This is a genomic window from Mesorhizobium sp. M1163 (genome assembly GCF_040318415.1).
GTDB lineage: Bacteria > Pseudomonadota > Alphaproteobacteria > Rhizobiales > Rhizobiaceae > Mesorhizobium.
In genome coordinates, this window is record NZ_JAMYMF010000015.1 from 17,356 (window position 1) to 33,817 (window position 16,462).

Annotated in this window: 10 protein-coding genes; all 10 read right to left on the bottom strand. The window is 64.6% G+C overall.

The features are described from left to right. Positions 1-50 precede the first annotated feature (50 nt). The gene (addA, locus tag NKH43_RS15885; RefSeq protein ID WP_352858948.1) at positions 51-3,563 is read right to left on the bottom strand and encodes a double-strand break repair helicase AddA; all 3,513 of its coding nucleotides are present in this window, start codon (positions 3,561-3,563) and stop codon (positions 51-53) included. After that, positions 3,560-6,697 carry a double-strand break repair protein AddB gene (gene addB / locus NKH43_RS15890; RefSeq protein WP_352716501.1) on the bottom strand — a complete coding sequence of 1,046 codons (3,138 nt, stop codon included), beginning with the start codon at positions 6,695-6,697 and terminating at the stop codon, positions 3,560-3,562. Before addB ends, addA begins: the two co-directional genes overlap by 4 nt. Beyond that, entirely contained in the window at positions 6,694-7,437 is a 744-nt protein-coding gene (locus NKH43_RS15895; RefSeq protein ID WP_352716576.1) for a nucleotidyltransferase family protein, read from the bottom strand. The genes addB and NKH43_RS15895 overlap by 4 nt, the downstream gene beginning before the upstream one ends. Before the next feature lie 50 nt (positions 7,438-7,487). Continuing rightward, positions 7,488-8,999: a tRNA (adenosine(37)-N6)-threonylcarbamoyltransferase complex ATPase subunit type 1 TsaE gene (gene tsaE / locus NKH43_RS15900; protein WP_352858950.1), complete on the bottom strand. Its 1,512-nt coding sequence runs from the start codon at positions 8,997-8,999 to the stop codon at positions 7,488-7,490. Positions 9,000-9,007: 8 nt separating this feature from the next. After that, positions 9,008-11,569 carry a sensor histidine kinase gene (locus tag NKH43_RS15905; RefSeq protein WP_352591223.1) on the bottom strand — a complete coding sequence of 854 codons (2,562 nt, stop codon included), beginning with the start codon at positions 11,567-11,569 and terminating at the stop codon, positions 9,008-9,010. 188 nt (positions 11,570-11,757) lie between these two features. Next, the gene (ahcY, locus tag NKH43_RS15910) at positions 11,758-13,158 is read right to left on the bottom strand and encodes an adenosylhomocysteinase (RefSeq protein WP_352591225.1); all 1,401 of its coding nucleotides are present in this window, start codon (positions 13,156-13,158) and stop codon (positions 11,758-11,760) included. Positions 13,159-13,326: 168 nt separating this feature from the next. After that, positions 13,327-13,623 carry an HPr family phosphocarrier protein gene (locus NKH43_RS15915; RefSeq protein ID WP_023718281.1) on the bottom strand — a complete coding sequence of 99 codons (297 nt, stop codon included), beginning with the start codon at positions 13,621-13,623 and terminating at the stop codon, positions 13,327-13,329. Beyond that, positions 13,620-14,021 (bottom strand): PTS sugar transporter subunit IIA, encoded by a 402-nt coding sequence (locus NKH43_RS15920; RefSeq protein ID WP_023718280.1) that lies wholly within the window; start codon positions 14,019-14,021, stop codon positions 13,620-13,622. The genes NKH43_RS15915 and NKH43_RS15920 overlap by 4 nt, the downstream gene beginning before the upstream one ends. Before the next feature lie 164 nt (positions 14,022-14,185). Next, complete coding sequence (locus NKH43_RS15925; RefSeq protein WP_352516065.1) at positions 14,186-14,632, bottom strand: HPr kinase/phosphorylase; 447 nt, start codon at positions 14,630-14,632, stop codon at positions 14,186-14,188. A 31-nt stretch (positions 14,633-14,663) separates the two neighbouring features. Further along, a complete protein-coding gene (locus tag NKH43_RS15930) occupies positions 14,664-16,448 on the bottom strand; it encodes a sensor histidine kinase (RefSeq protein WP_352484482.1) in 1,785 nt (594 codons plus the stop codon). Positions 16,449-16,462 lie beyond the last annotated feature (14 nt).

The following is a 16,462-nucleotide window of genomic DNA, read 5'->3' on the forward strand; positions in this document are numbered from 1 at the left end:
GTCGCACCAAATGTGGTGGTGATCGTGTCCGTCTTCAAGCAAGTGTTGTGTCACGCTCCCGTGAGTCTAGCAAGCGCGTCGTCCATTGCGGCCGCCGGCAGTTCGATCAGCCGCGGCGCCTCGGTGAACAGCAGCGCCGCCGAGACCTCGCGTCCCGGATAGAGCGGCTGAAGCAGCGCGCGATAAAGTGCGAGTTGCAGAACATAGGCTTGCGGCACTTCGGCGAGCGTAGCTGGCGCTGGCCGATTGGTCTTGTAGTCGACGATCGAAACCTTGTCCGGCGTTACTGCCAGCCGGTCGATCTTGCCGGAGATCGAGCGCAGTTTGCCCCTCACCTCCAGGCTGCCCATGATGGCGACTTCAGCGCGCGAGTTTGGTGCAAACAGCGGCGCGAAGCGGCTGTCGGCAAGAATTCTGGAAACGCCAGCCAAGGCTTTGTCGCGCTCGTCTTCAGGCCATTGAGCTCCGGCGCGCGCCAAATAGCGCTCGGCGGCATCCTGGCGTTTTCCCTCGGCGATGCCGGGCAGCATCTGCAGCAATTTGTGCAGCGCCAACCCGCGAATCACGGCAAAGCCGGGCTCGGCGTCGGCATCCAATACCGGCGAACGCGTGTCGGCCACCGCTTGCCGCGCCTCGTCGATCAGCACCGAGGCGCCGGACGGCGAGAGCGGCCGCGGCAGTTCCTCGAAAGGCGGCAAAGGCTGGAACAGGGTTTCCGGCAGTGGCGCAAAGCGTTCCGCCTGCCGTGCCTCATCCACTGCCGCCAGTGGCATGGGCGGCAGCTTCGTCACCTGGAAACGATGCACGGTCTCGCCAGTGGCGGGATGCCGGCGTTCCGCGCTTTCAGCGGCGCCGACCAGCGCGCGGCTGACGACCGAATGCCAGGTGCCGATATTCTGCGCCCGCTTGCCATGGTAGCCGCAGACGATCAGCCGATCCTCGGCGCGAGTCATGCCGACATAGAGCAGCCGGCGGTATTCGTCGTCGGCGAGCTCGCGGGCGCGGGCCGATGCGGCGCGTGAAAATCCATTGGCGACATCGCTGGCCGACCGCCAGAGATAGCCCTTGCCCTCCCAGCAGTCGCCCGACCCTTCGAACGGCATCAATCTCGGCAGGTGCTGGTCGCTGAACGGCGCGGAGCCGCCATCGACCAGGAATACCACCGGCGCTTCCAGGCCCTTGGCGGCATGCACGGTCATGACGCGAACCTCGTCGCGGGTCTGGTCCATTTCGCGCTTGATCTCGGGGCCGGCGTTTTCCAATGTCGACAGGAAGGATTCCAGTCCCGGCAGGCCGGTCCGCTCCTCGGCCAGGCAGAAATTCAGGAATTCGTCGAGGATGTCGCCGGCCTCCGGACCGAGCCGCGCGATCATCTTCTTGCGCAGGCCGTCGCGGGCGAGAGCTCCGGCGTAAAATTCGAACACCGGCTTGAATGCGACTTCGTTCGACCATGTGTCGAGCCGGCTGACGACGGCGGCCAACGCCTCGCTTTCGCCGGCATGCCGGCGCAGCGAGGCGATCAGCGAGACGCCCGACGGCCTCTCGGCAGCAAGTGCGAAGAGCTGCTCTTCCGAGACATCGAAGATCGGGCTGCGCAGCACGGCGGCCAGCGACAGATCGTCCTGCGGCTGGATGAGAAAATGGCCGAGTGCGATCAGGTCCTTCACCGCGATGTGGCCGGGCAGGCTGAGCCGGTCGGCGCCGGCCACCGGAATGTCGCGGCGCTTCAGCGCCCGCGTCAGCGCATGGACGAAGCGATCGCGCTTGCGCACCAGCACCAGCACGTCGCCGGGCCGCAGTTTCTTGCCGCGGCCTTCGATAGTCTCGCCGCCGCCGATCCAGCCGGCAATGGTTGCCGCGACGTTTTCAGCGACGCGCACCGCCGGCGCATGGGCATGGTCGACCGCTTGCGTCCAATCGTCTGGTTCGTCGACGACATCGGCGCCGATCGACGGCCAGACCTCGACATAACCCGGCGCATCGGTGCGGATCGCCTTGTGGTCGAGCGGATCGGGATCGTGGCTGATGCCGCGCCGCACGTTCGGGTCGGCAAAGACACGATCCACCGCCGCAAGCACGTCGTCGGTCGAGCGGAACGACCAGGTCAGCTTGAGATCGGCGAAGGCGGCGGCGGCGCTTCTAACTTTGCCGGCAAACAAAAGCCGGCTGTCAGCAAAGGAATCCGGGGCGGCCCCCTGAAAGGAATAGATCGACTGCTTTTCATCACCGACGGCAAAGATGGTGCGGTGGACGGCGTCGCGGGCGCCGAGCCCGGCAAAGAACTCCTCCGCCAGCCGCTTGACCACGTCCCACTGGTCGGGACTGGTGTCCTGCGCCTCGTCGAGGAGGATGTGGTCGATGCCCTGGTCGAGCTTGTATTGCACCCATGGGCCGGCGTCGGGCCGCGCCAGTAGATTGACAGTGCGGGTGATCAGGTCGTTGAAGTCGAGGAAGCCGCGGGCGCGCTTCAATTGCTCGTAGCGGGCGATCAGCCAGTCGGCGATGGTCAGCGCGGCACGCGTGCCTTCCAACATCCTGAACAAGGCCAGGCGGTCGGAGATTTCGAGAATAGCGTCGACCGCCACGAGATAACGTTCGGCAAGATCGGGCAGCCGGTCGAGCAGCGCCTTCTTGAACGTCTTTGCCGGATCATAAGGCTCGCCATCGGCCCTCAAGAAAGCCTTGGAGAGCAAATTCAGGCGTCGGACCGGATCGTCCTCGGCAAAGGCAAGACGGGCGTATGGCAGCAGATTGTTCAGCACGATGCGCGCATCGGCGGCCTCGGCCGCCCGTGAAAAGGTGACGAGATAATCCGGCAGGAAGCCGGGCAGCGGCCAGACCGAGGCGGCGATGCCTTCGGCGGTCTGGCCGGCGCGGAAATGGAACTCGTCGAACAGCGCCTGAAAACCATCGCCGCCGGCCGCGGCGACGAAGGTGCGCAAACCGTCGCGCTTGCGCACGATCTCGCCTAGCAACGCGTCGAGCCCATGTTCGCCGCCGCGCTCCAGCACGGTGGCGAAAGCCTCGGCCAGTGCCGCATCGCCTGCAACGCCGCCGGAGATCATGTCGCGGCGGGCGGCGGCGAACAGCGAAGCCTCCATTTGCGGATCAAGCATTTCGAAATGCGCCGGGATGTTGGCTTCCAGCGGGAACTGATGCAGCACCGATTCGCAGAAGGCGTGAATGGTCTGGATCTTCAGCCCGCCCGGTGTTTCCAGCGCCTCGGCAAACAGCCGCCGCGCCTGGCGCATGGTTTCGCGGTCGGGCTGGCGGCTGTCCAGCGCCTCTATCCGTGTCGAGAGCTCGGCATCACCAAGCGCCGTCCATTGCGATAGGGTCGAAAACACCCGGTTCGACATGTTGGCGGCGGCGGCGCGCGTATAGGTCAAGCACAGGATCTTGGACGGATCGGTGCCGCGCAGCAAAAGCCGGATGACGCGCTGGGCGAGCACATGGGTCTTGCCCGATCCGGCGTTTGCCGACACCCATGCGGAGTTATGCGGGTCGGAGGCGCTCGCTTGGCTGGCGGCGGTGTCGCTCGGGATGGGATAGGCCTTCTTCACGCCTCCCCTCCCTCCTCGTCGGCGTCGCCGCCGGCGGACCATTCCAGCACGCGGGCGAGATGGTCGTAGTCGCCGTCGGTCTCACCTTCGCGGAACGGCAGCGCCCGCGACAGATAGCCGGTCGCCGGGTCGGCGTAGTGGATCAGCAGTTTTTCCAGCCGCGCCCAAGCCTCTTCGGCGAGATCGGCGGCGGTTCGCGGCTTGCGGTTGTATTCGAGGATCGATTCCTCGAACACCTCTCCGTTCGGCTTCAGCCGCACGAAGGCCAATTGCGACGGCTCGCATGCGCCAAGCTCCTTGAAGGCGCCGCGACGCAGCAGCGCGCCCTCCAGCGCCAGTTGCGGCGCGAGCAGCGTGTGCGCCTGCGCTTTGGATGGCGAGGAGCCGGTCTTGTAATCGAGGATGTCGGCCATGCCGCCGGCCAGCAGATCGATGCGATCGGCATAGCCGGACAGGGTCACGCCGGATCGGCCGACGCCGGTCTTTTCGGCGCGTTCCTCGGCGTGCCGCCGTACCACGGCGGCGGCCCGGCCGCGCTCCCATTCGATAATGCCGGCGGCAAGCTTTTCGAAGCGCGGCCACCACACCGCCTCGACATCGGCGGGCAGGGCAGCCTCGGCAAAGCAGGACCGGCCGGCGGCGATGAGCCCGTCCAGCGCCTCCGGCGCGCGCGGGTCGGCCACCCTCGCTGAGAAGAGGTGCAGAATGGCGTGAAACAGCGTGCCGCGCTCGGCAGCGCCCGGATCACGAACGACCGGATCGAGTGGCATCAGGCCGAGTATCCTTCTGGCATAGACCGCATATGGGTCGCGACGTAGCGTCTCGATCTCGGTGACCGAGAAGTGGTGCGGCCGCAGGGCGAGCGGCGGTTTCGGCTGCGGCCTCGGCGCAAAGTCCTGCTTTTCGCCGGCATCAAGCGCACGCGCCCAGGCAAGCAGTTCATCGCCGCGCCGGCGAAGTGCCACAGCATGGTCCTCGCCGACGAAGGTAAGGATACGCTGCAGCCAGCGCGACGGCACCGACGGAGCGTCGCCGGAACGGGCGGAGCGAGCCAGCACCACTTTTTTGGCGCCCATGGCCATCTGGAAATCATGGGCGGCAAGGCCGATGCGCCGCTCCGGCGGTTCAAGATCGATGCCGGTCTTCATCAGCCGCGACATAAAGCGGTCACTCTCCGGCTTGCGCGGCCACACGCCTTCGTTGAGTCCGCCGACGACCAGCGTGTCGATATCCTGAAGCCGCGCTTCCAGCACGCCCCAGATGGCGATGCTCCTGTCGGTGCCCTGCGCCGGCTTGACCATTTCGGGCGCAATCAGCGCCTCCATCACATCGGGCCATTCGTCCGCGGCGAAGGAGAACGACACCGAGGCCGCGACCAGACCGCGCAAGAGCTCGGCAAGCTTTTCACCGGCATCGCCGGCATAGAGTTCGCTGAGGCTTCCGTCAGCAGCGCGGCCGAGGCTTTCGAGCACGCCGACACTGGCGCGCACAAGCGTGGCAAGATCGGCATTCTCCTCGCCGCGAAAGGCAACCAGCGGCGCCAGCGCAGCCGTTAGCCGGATCAGCAGATCGCGCGCCTGTTCGATGCGCCTGACCGAGAGGCGCGATCGCCAGAAAGGCGGGCGGCGATTGCCGCCGTCGTCGAATTCGGCAAGCCGGGCACCGAAGAGTTGCGGCAGCGACGCGACGTCCGGGCGACCGGTGCCGCCGCGCAGCGCCACGAGTTCGACGATTTCGGCCGCATGGCGGACGCTTGCCCGCTCCAGGCCGAGGCCAAGCAAGGGATGCTTGAGCAGTGACAGCAGGGCGACCGGATCGCCCGGGCGGAACGCCGCCTGAAGCGCCAGCCGGAGCAGGCTGGCGGCTGGCGTGTTGATGAGCGGCGTGCCGCCGGAATCGTCGGCGGCGACGCCGAAGCGCAACAGCTCGACCGAGACGCGTCGCGCCAGCGCGCGGTCGCCGGTGACCAGTGCGGCGCGCTGGCCGGGCCGTTCGACGGCCTGTTTGAGCGCAACGGCGATCGCCACGGCTTCGTCGCGTTCGCTGGCGGCCTCGAGAAGCGTCACACCAGCGAAGGCCTCGGCACTATCGCCAGCGGTGAAGCGCGCGCGCGTCTCGGCCCAGAGCTCGGTGGTCTCCGCCGGCCGCAGCGCCTCGCCGACAAGTGCGGCGCGCAGCGCAAGTGGCCGCGGCGCAACAGCAAGCTCCCCGACATCGGCCCGAAGCACCCCGATCTTGCCGATCAACTTTGCCAGGCCGTATTGCGGATGGCCAAGCAAAGCCGGCCGCGCACCAGGTGCACTGACGGCGGCAAAGGACGGCTCGTCCAGCGTCCGGTCGAGGCCGGGCAGCACAACAGCGCCATTGGGCAGACCGGCGATTACGGCAAGCAGCTCGGCCGTGGCGGGGATGGAGCCGGTAGAGCCGGCGGCGATCACCGGCCCGGCGGGTGGATTGCGCTTCAGCCGCGCCGCTTCCAGCCTTATCAGGGCATTGCGATGCGCTGCCGGATTGGAGCGACGGCGTTCCTCGAGCAGCTTCGGCCAGTTCTCAGTCACGATGGTCAGGAAATCGAGCGTCACCTGCCACCAGCCTGCAAGGTTGCCGGTTACAAGGTCGGCGAGCCTCGCCCAATCCGTGCCTTCCGTCTCGATCTCATCCATCAGCCGTGCAAGGTCGCGCGCCAGCCAGATGGCGTCGGCGGCGGAGGCCGGGATGACGATCTCCTCGTCGAACAATGCCGCGACATGTGCCGGCAGGCGGCGTTTCCACGCCCGCACCAGCGGCGCAAGCAGCAGAAGACGCTCGACCGCGGCGATCGGCGGCGCAAAGTCGATGGCGGCCGAAGCTTCCGTCTCGAAGGCGGCTTCATCTTCATCAAACTCACCAAGTGGGCGGATGACCGGCAGGATCGCCGAACGGCTTCCCGAGCGCGAGAGAGCATCGACGAAGACGCCGCGGAGCGCCCGCGCTGCACGGCGCGTCGGCACGTAGATGGTGAGATCGGCCAGCACCAGCGGATCGCCATCATAGGCAAGGCCGGGAACCAGGCGCCCTGCAAGCAGCGCCTCGGCCAGCGTCGGCAGGAACGGCGCTCCGGGCGGGATCGAGAAAACGCGGCGGGAGCCGCTCATTTCGACTCGGTAAGAGCGCCGGGTGCCTCAGCAAGAGCATCAGGCGTGCCGGCAAGCGCGGCGGCGACCGCTGCTTCCGCCCGCGGGATCGCGTCGGGTGTACCGACAGTGATCCAATGGCCACGCATCGTCATGCCGAACAGGCGGCCGGCGGCGATTGCCGCATCGAAATAGGCGTTGAGCGACAGCGGGCCGGCCGGCGCGTCCTTGAAGATGCGCGGATGGACGATTGCGGCGCCGGCATAGATCAGGCCGGCCGGATCGTTGTTCGCACGCCGCAACGCGCCGTCCGGCGCCATCAGGAAATCGGTGCCGCCGCTATGTCCGGTTGCCGACTGGAGATCCGCAAGCATCAGCAGAATGTCCATTGTCGCGCCCTCCCATGCAAGGGCAAGTCGCCTGAGATTGGAAACGCCGCTGTCGATCCAGAAGGTGTCGGCGTTGAGCACATAGAAGGGTGCCCCTAACTTGGGCAATGCCTTGACGATGCCGCCGGCAGAGTCGAGCAGGCCGCTGCTCTCATCCGAGATGACGATTCTCGGCGCACTGCGGCGGGCTACATGGTCCACGATCTGTTGCGGCAGGTAATGGACGTTGACGACGGCCTTGGCGACACCGGCTTCGGCTAGGCTGTCCAGCCCCCAGTCGAGCAATGTCTTGCCGGCGACCTTGACCAGCGGCTTCGGCATGGTCTCGGTGATCGGCCGCATGCGCTTGCCGAGCCCGGCGGCAAGCACCATGGCGGTCGTCGGCATCGGTCCCGACGCTTTCAGGCCCAAATCCTTAGCCTTCAAATCGAGCGTTCCTCCAGCAAGCCGTGGGCGATGTAGAAATCCTGCAGCCCGGCCAGCGCCGGATGCGCCAGCGCCCGGCGAAGATAATCGCGGATGCGCGGCAGATGCTTCAGATAATAAGGCTTGCTGTCGCGTTTTTCGAGCCGCACGAAAATGCCGAGGATCTTGGAATTGCGCTGTGCGGCCATGATTGCATAGGTTTCGCGGAATTCGTCTTCGTCGAAGACGCCGGCGTCGCGTCGCGCGGCGATATAGGCGGCGAGCGTGTGCTTTTCGATTTCAGGTGAAATGGTGACGCGCGCGTCCATGGCGAGCGAGGCGACGTCGTAGGCTGACGGACCGATGAGCGCATCCTGGACATCGACGACGCCGAGACGATCGTGACCGGAACGATCACCGCGCCAGATCAGGTTGGGCGAATGGAAGTCGCGCAGCATTAGCGTGTATTCGCGCCCCTCGAGCCGATCGAGCACCGCATTCCATTCGCTGCGATAACCGGCGCGCAACGCCTCGCTTGGCGGAGCGCCTGATATCGCAGGGACATACCAGTCGACCAGCAATTCGGCCTCGATCATCATGGCGTCGCGATCGAAAGGCGGCACCTCGTGGAAGACGCCGGGGCCGGCCTGCATGCTGGCCGGCCATGTTTTGCCGTGCATCATGGCAAGCAGTTCGGCCGCCGCCGCGTAGCGCTCGGCCACCGGCTGGCCGCGCTTGTCCAGGAACCCTTGGGACCCGAGATGCTCCAGCAGCAGAAAACCCTGGTCGAGATCCTGGGCATGGATTTCCGGGACGCTGACGCCGCCGGCCCGCAAGGCACGGTCAATGGCGACGAACGCCGAAACGGATTGCGCGGTGTGGGCGATCTCGGCATAGGGTTTGCCGTCGCGGACTGGCGGTCCGAGCACCAGCCTTGGCGAGTTCATCAGCACGCGCGGCGGAAATCCGGCGAGCGTGACGATCTCGTAGGAGCGAGCCGAGGCATCACCGACGAAATATCGCCGCTGCGCTTCGCCCCAACCGGCCTGGCCGAGAAAATCGCGCATGGCCAGCGATCGCGCCGCGCGCTCGAAGGCGGCGCCCCCTCCCGATAGTCTCGCCAATCGGCCGTCGCCCTGCTGGAGAAGTTCGACCAGCACCGAGGTTTTCGGCAAATATGCCTCTGCCCGTTCCGGCCATTCGACCAGTGCGGCCCCTTGCGTCAGCGCCTCGTCGAAACCCAGCTCGTCCAACTCGGATGCCGCGCCCAAGCGGTAGAGATCGAAATGATGGACCGGCACACGCGTGTCGTAACTCTGGACCAGCGTAAAGGTCGGGCTCGGCACGTCGAGGCCGGCATCGTCGGCCAGTGCCTTGACCAGCGCCCGCGCCAAGGTCGACTTGCCGGCGCCGAGATCGCCCTTGAGAGCGAGCACGTCGCCAATGCGCAGCGACATGGCGAGGTCCTCACCAAGCCTTGCCGTCGCAGCCTCGTCGGCGAGAAAACGCTCCAGCACCAATACCGCCATCGAACGCGCTACTCGGCCGCCGCGCGGATGCCGGACGGCGTGTCGGGAAAGGCGCAAACAACCGTAGTGCCCTTGTCCCTGCCGGTCTCGATGCGGACGCTGCCGCCATGCAGTTCGACAAAGCTCTTGACGATCGACAGGCCGAGCCCGGCGCCGCGGCGGCGGCCGCCATTGGTGCGCGGCTCGAAGCGCCGGAACACCGAGTCAAGCAGGTCCGGCGGCATGCCAGGGCCGTCATCGTGAACGGAAAATTCCACGCCGTCGGCAAGTTGGCGGCAGGCGAGCGTTATGGTGCTCGCCTCCGGCGCGTAATTGGCGGCATTGCTGAGCAGATTGTAGAGGATCTGGCGGACCCGGATTTCGTCGCCGTGGAAGGTTTTCGGCGCGGCCGCTGCGTCGATCCTAAGCTTGATCGCATGTTCCTCCAGTCGGTCGGCGACCAGTTCGGCGGCGGCTGTAATGGTTCGATCGATGTGAACTTCGGAAATGTCGAGTTCCATGATGCCGGCATCCACCGTCGCCAGATCGAGGATGTCGTTGACGATGGTGAGCAGGACCGAGGAGGACGAGCCGACATGCCCGATATATTCGCGTTGCTTCTGGTTCAACGGACCAGTCGACGGCAGTGAAAGAAGCTCGGTAAAGCCGATGATGTTGGTGAGTGGCGAGCGCAGCTCATAGGAGACGTGCTGCACGAATTCGTTCTTGATCTGGTCGGACTTTTGCAGCGCCTCATTCTTGTCCTTCAGCGCCCGCTCGACATTGACGCTGTCGGTAACGTCGACGAAGGTCATCATCACCTGGCCGTTGGGCAAGGGGATGACGGCGTAGCGCAAAACGGTGCCGTTGTTCAGTTCGGTCTGGCCGTGGCGGTCGCGGCGCTCGTCGTCGAAGCCGGTGATGGCGGCAACGAACCCGCCCCACGGACTATCGACGGCACGGCGGTCGCAAAGGTCGCGGATCGTCGAGACATGGACGTTGGGTTTTGAGGCATCGGCATCCAGCCCCCACAGTGCCGCGAAAGCCGGATTCGACAATCTCAGCCTGCCGTCGGGGCCGAACACAGCGACGCCTTCGGCAAGGTTGTCGAGCGTTTCGCCCTGGACCCGCACTGCGGTCTGGTAGCGGCTTTCAAGGTCCATCTTCTCGGTCAGGTTCTCGAACACCCAGGTGACGCCGCCCTTGGGCTGCGGGTTGGCGACGACGCGAATGGTCTTGCCGTCCGGCAGATGCCACCAATGCTCCTGCGATTCAACCGCGCGATAAGCGCCGAGCAAGCTCTCTTTCCAGCGCCGCCATTCGGGCTGCTCGGCAATCTTGCCTTCGCTGCGCAGGCGGTCGAGCAGCAAGGCGTTGTCCGGCGCGCTGTGCAGGAAGCCGCTGTCGAGGCCCCATAGTTTCTGGAACGCCTGATTGAAAAACCGCAATTTCTCGTCGGTATCGAAAATCGCCACGGCAGTGTTGAGCTGATCGAGCGTATCGGCGTGGCTCTGCACGGTCCGTTCATACTCGGCGCGAATGGCCTCGATGGCGCTGATGTCGCAGGCAAGACCAGCCGAACCATCCGCCCCGGCAAAGTCGGTCACGGCAAACATACGGCGGTCGCCTTCGATCACAGTGGAGAGCGTCTGTTCGAAGACGGGCTGCGACTTGTGTTGCGCAGCAATCGTGTCGCGCGCCTGGCCGCCGAGGAATTCCTTGCTGTCACGAACCGCCGATTCGGCATTCTCGGCCTCGACCGCTTCGGCATAGGCCCGGTTGACCCATTTCAGCCGCCCGTCGACGGTGCGTAGCCATGACGGCATCTTGAGCGCATCGAGAAGTCCGATCAGCGTCTCATGGTCGGCGGCCAAGCGCTGGTTCTCGATCTTCAGCCTGGCCTGGCTTCGCTGTGTCTCCGAAAGCGAGACGAAGCGAACCAATACATGCGCCGCACTCTTGCGGCCGTGAACCTCGAGCGGCTGGCCGGCCTGCGATTCGATGACCAGATCGAAGGGCTTTGCCTTGTCCCGCAGCGCCGCCACGGCATGTTCCAACGCGGCCGCCGAACGCGGCATCAGCCAGCGGCCGAAAGCCAGGAAGGCCGCCCGGTCCTCCGGCGCGCCGCTCTCGATCGGCAATGTTCCGACAAGCTCGGGTTTCTTGTTTTCGGCGGCCCATACGACCACGCGCTGGTCGCGGGAATGGAGCAGCGCCTCGGAGCGCTGCAGCGCGGCATTGACGTCGGCGATGCGGGTCCTGAGCTCGGCATTTTCCGCCGCGGTGCGCGCCCTTTCGCGGATCAGAAAGATGGCCGACAGCAATGCCGCCCCCATGACGCCGACAAACATGGCGAGTTGCATGACCTCGACCGTGCTGACCGACAGCCCGGCCTTTTGCGCCACGCGGGTTTGGGCATGTGCGGCAAAGCCAAGCAGCGGACCAACCAGCGCGGAAGAAGCAAGCAGCACCCCGACACGGCTGCCGGCACGGCATAAAAGGCTGCCGCCTCTGGCAGCGGAGCCCGTGATCGAATCGTTATGGCCGCCGGAAACGGCCTGTCCCGCGCAAGGCGGGTTATCCCCCGGCATGTCTTGGTCCTCTTCGCCGCCTGAATGCAAGACCGCCCTGATGCGTGCGCCCGGGCCTCGTCCCCGGACCGCGAATCAGCACCATAGCGCTTGCGCGAATCGGCGTGAAGAATCAATCAGCGCAAAAATAAAGCCGGGCGAAAAGTCAATCGCCCGGCTTCAATATCTAGTGGCAAGTTTCGCCGTGGTTAATAGCGGTAGTGTTCCGGCTTGAACGGTCCCTGCGGAGTGACGCCGATATAGGCGGCCTGTTCGCCGGATAGTTCGGTCAGGCGGGCACCGAGCTTGTCGAGATGCAGGCGCGCGACCTTTTCGTCGAGATGCTTCGGCAGGACGTAGACCTGGTTTTCGTACTGACCGGGCTTGGTGTACAGCTCGATCTGCGCCAACACCTGGTTGGTGAAGGACGCCGACATGACGAAGCTCGGGTGGCCGGTGGCGTTGCCGAGGTTGAGCAGACGGCCTTCCGACAAAAGGATCATCCGCTTGCCGTCCGGGAAGGTGATCATATCGACCTGCGGCTTGATGTTGGTCCATTTCAGGTTGCGCAGCGACGCCACCTGGATCTCGTTGTCGAAGTGACCGATGTTGCCGACGATCACCATGTCCTTCATCAGGCGCATGTGGTCGAGGGTAACGACGTCCTTGTTGCCGGTGGTGGTGATGACGATGTCGGCCGTCGGTGCCGCGTCTTCGAGCGTGACCACCTCGAAACCGTCCATCGCTGCCTGCAGCGCGCAGATCGGATCGACCTCGGTGACCTTGACGCGGGCACCGGCACCCTTGAGCGAAGCCGACGAGCCCTTGCCGACGTCGCCATAGCCGCAGACGACCGCGACCTTGCCGGCCATCATCGTGTCGGTGCCGCGGCGAATGCCGTCGACGAGCGATTCCTTGCAGCCATATTTGTTGTCGAATTTCGACTTGGTGACGGAATCATTGACGTTGATCGCCGGGAACGGCAGCAGGCCTTTTTTCTGCAACTGATAGAGCCGATTGACGCCGGTCGTCGTCTCTTCGGTGACGCCGCGGATTGCTTCCTTCTGCTTGGTGAAGAAGCCCGACGATGCCTGCATGCGCTTCTTGATCTGGGCAAACAGGATCTCTTCCTCTTCGCTGCCCGGATTGGACAGCACATCCTCGCCGGCCTCGGCGCGGGCGCCGATCAGGATGTACATGGTAGCATCGCCACCGTCGTCGAGGATCATGTTGGAGGTGCCGCCATCGGCCCACTGGAAGATCTTGTCGGTGTAGACCCAATAATCCTCCAGCGTCTCGCCCTTGACGGCAAACACCGGAATTCCGGCCTCGGCAATGGCCGCGGCAGCGTGGTCCTGGGTCGAGAAGATGTTGCAGGAAGCCCAGCGGATATCGGCGCCGAGCGCCTTAAGCGTTTCGATCAGCACCGCGGTCTGGATGGTCATGTGCAGCGAGCCGGTGATGCGCGCGCCCCTGAGCGGCTTCTTGTCGCCGAATTCCTCGCGGCAGGCCATCAGGCCCGGCATTTCGGTTTCGGCGATCTCGATCTCCTTGCGGCCCCAGCCGGCAAGCGCGATGTCGGCGACCACATAATCCTTGCTACCCGTCATGGCAGTGCTCCGATGCGAATTGATTGCGGGACGCGCCCCGCCCCGAAGGCGTGTCGGAGGGCGCGAGTTGCCGGCCTGACTAGCAGATCGGGAGTCGGACGACAATGGGATATAAAGAAATCTTTATCCGTGCATGTCTTCAGCGGCGACCAACACGAGAGAGCGCCGTCAGCATTCCTCGCCAAAACGGGAAGCAACCAGTTGCTCCAGCGCATCGATGACCTCTTCGGCCTGCGGGCCGCTGGCGGTGACGCGGATCGAATAGCCGGGGCTCGCCGCCAGCATCATCAGGCCCATGATCGAGGTGCCGCCGACCTTGACGCCGTCCTTCTCGACCTGGACCGTGGCATTGAAGCCGCTGGCAATTTGAACGAACTTGGCCGAGGCGCGCGCGTGCAGGCCGCGCTGGTTGACGATCGGAAAGTCGCGAACGATCTTGTCCTTTTCCGGCAACAGCGCGCTCATTTGCTGCTCAGGAGCTGACTGGCGACGTTGATGTATTTGCGGCCGGCAGCCTGCGCCTCATCCAGCGCGGCCGCCATGTTGTCGCCTTTGCGAACGCTGGACAGCTTGATCAGCATCGGCAGGTTCATGCCGGCAATGACCTCGATGCGGCCGGATTCCATCACGGAAATGGCGAGGTTGGAGGGCGTGCCGCCGAACATGTCGGTCAAAACGATGACGCCTGATCCGGTATCGACGCGGCCGACTGCGTCGATAATGTCGCGGCGGCGTTGTTCCATATCATCGTCGGCACCGATCGCCACGGTCTCGAAATTGTCTTGTGGCCCTACGACATGTTCCACGGCATTGCGGAACTCGGCGGCCAGTTGACCGTGCGTTACAAGCACGAGTCCGATCATTCTTTGGTGGCTCCCGTCATCGCCGCTTCACAGGCGCATTTTATGCTCGCCGACCGTTCCAGGTGGCGGGAGCGCTATCTTGTCGACGCAAGGCCCGTTGACAAGCCCAAAATTGCGCCGGCCCAGACCAATTTGACGCATTGCAGCAAAAAATCCAAATCGGATCACAGGAAAGGCGCAATCGACAGGCGCGACATCACTGCCGGCAAGGCCGCCGCGACATTGCGCCCGGCAAGATCGATGCGCGGCACTGGTACGCCGAAAACGAGTTCGCTGCAGTCTTCCTGGAAGCGGGCCATTTTGCCGGCTGGCACCAGCCGGATAATGAGGTCGATCACGCAGCTTGGCTCGAATGGTATCGGCTTGGGGCCGAATCCCGGCACCTCGACGAGGCCGGCTATGCTGACTGGTGCGCGGCAGACCAGCCGCCCCTCGCAATCGGCAGCAAAGAGCTGGTCATCGCCGATCAGCCGCGAAAACAGCCCGCGCTGGCTGCAATGATCGATCAAGGCGAGCGCCAGCGTCGTCTTGCCCAAGCCGGACGGTCCGGTGATGAGAATGCCGCAATCACCTATCAGGATGGCGGTGCCGTGAATGTTTTCAGGCTGCACAATAGGACCAGGCGTGATTGGAATTCATCCGTCAGCCTTCGGCCGGCAGCGTCACCACGAAGCGGGCGCCCTTGATCTCGCCAGGCTTGGTGCCCGGGATGTTCTCGGCGCTCAACGTGCCGCCATGGGCTTCGACGATCTGCCGGGATATCGACAGGCCAAGGCCCGAGTTCTGGCCGAACGCCTCGCCGGCCGGCCGGTCGGTATAGAACCGCTCGAAAATGCGATCGATGTTGTCGGCCCGGATGCCGGGGCCATTGTCGTCGACGGTGACGATGTTGAACTTGCCGGCGCGCGCCAGCGATATGGTGATGTGGCCACGTTCTTCGGGAACGAACGAGCGGGCATTCTCGATCAGGTTGGTGATCACCTGGCCGATCCTCAGATCATGGCCGACGACGAAGTAGCCTTTCACGCCCTGCGGCAGTTTGGCGACCTTGAATTCGATCTCGACCGCCTTCTTGTTGCGTGTGGCCTCGCGCGAGACGGCGACCAGATCGGTGATGAACTTCTTCAGGTCGACAGTTCCCGCGTCTTCCCGCGCCAGTTCGGCATCGAGACGGGAGGCATCGGAAATATCGGTGATCAGGCGGTCCAGGCGCCTCACATCGTGCTGGATGATATCCATCAGCCGGCTGCGCGAATTGTCGTTCTTGGCCAGCGGCAATGTCTCCACCGCGCTGCGCAGCGAGGTGAGTGGGTTCTTCAATTCATGCGAGACATCCGCGGCAAAACTTTCGATCGCCTCAATGCGGGCGTAGAGCGCATTGGTCATGTCGCGCACGGCGATCGACAAATTGCCGATCTCGTCCTGGCGGTCGGAGAAGTCGGGAATTTCCTCGCGGTTCTTGACACCGCGGCGAACCCTGACCGCCGCCGCGGAAAGCCGGCGCAGCGGGTTGGCGATGGTGGAGGCCAGCAGCATCGACAGGATAGCGGTAACCAACGCGGCGATGCCGAACACGCGCAGGATCGCCTTGCGCTCGGCCGCGACGATCTTGTCGATGTCGCCACCTTCGGTCGACAGCATCAGTACGCCGAGAACGGCACGGAAGCGCTGGATCGGCACCGCCACGGAAACGATCTGCTCGCCCTGCTCCGAGATCCGCACGATCGTCGACGGACTGCCGGTAAGCGCCTTGACCACTTCGGGAAACGCAGCACCGTTGCCGCCCGGCTGCTCGCGATAGACGGGCAGCTGCTTATTGCGGAAGAAATCGAAGACGAATTTCTGGATGCGCTCCAGAAGATCCGGCTGCTCCTCTTCGACCGGCGGCAGATCGTAGCGAAGGATCTGACCGCGCGAATAGAGATGGCGGGAATCGAGCAGCAGGTTGGCGTCGCGGTCGTAAATGCGGGCGCGCGTGCGCGTCGGCGAGATCAACCGCCTGAGCACCGGCGCCACGCGCTCCGGATTGATCGGGAAATCGAGATTGTCGAGCTGATCGGAGCCCGGGCCGAGGCTTTCGCCAGCCTGCAACTCAAGCAGCTTTTCCGGATCGATGCTGATCGAATCGGTCTCGACCGTCGCCGATGCGGCAATCGCGCCGGCAATGATCTCGCCCTGGGTCATCAGGCTCTCGACACGGGCGTCGATCAGCCCGTCTCGAAAGGTGTTGAGGTAGAGAATGCCGGTGACCAGGACGGCCAGGCCGGCAAGATTGAGAAAGAGAATACGCCGCGTCAGGCTGGAAAAGATGTGATGGCCGAGAAACCGGCGCATCGGCACCGTGATTTTCGACACGAAGGCGGGCAGAATCCGCGGCGGGCGCCTGGCGGCGCCCGATCGTCTCACTCGCTCTACTTCCACTGCCATCGAATAGCAGCTCC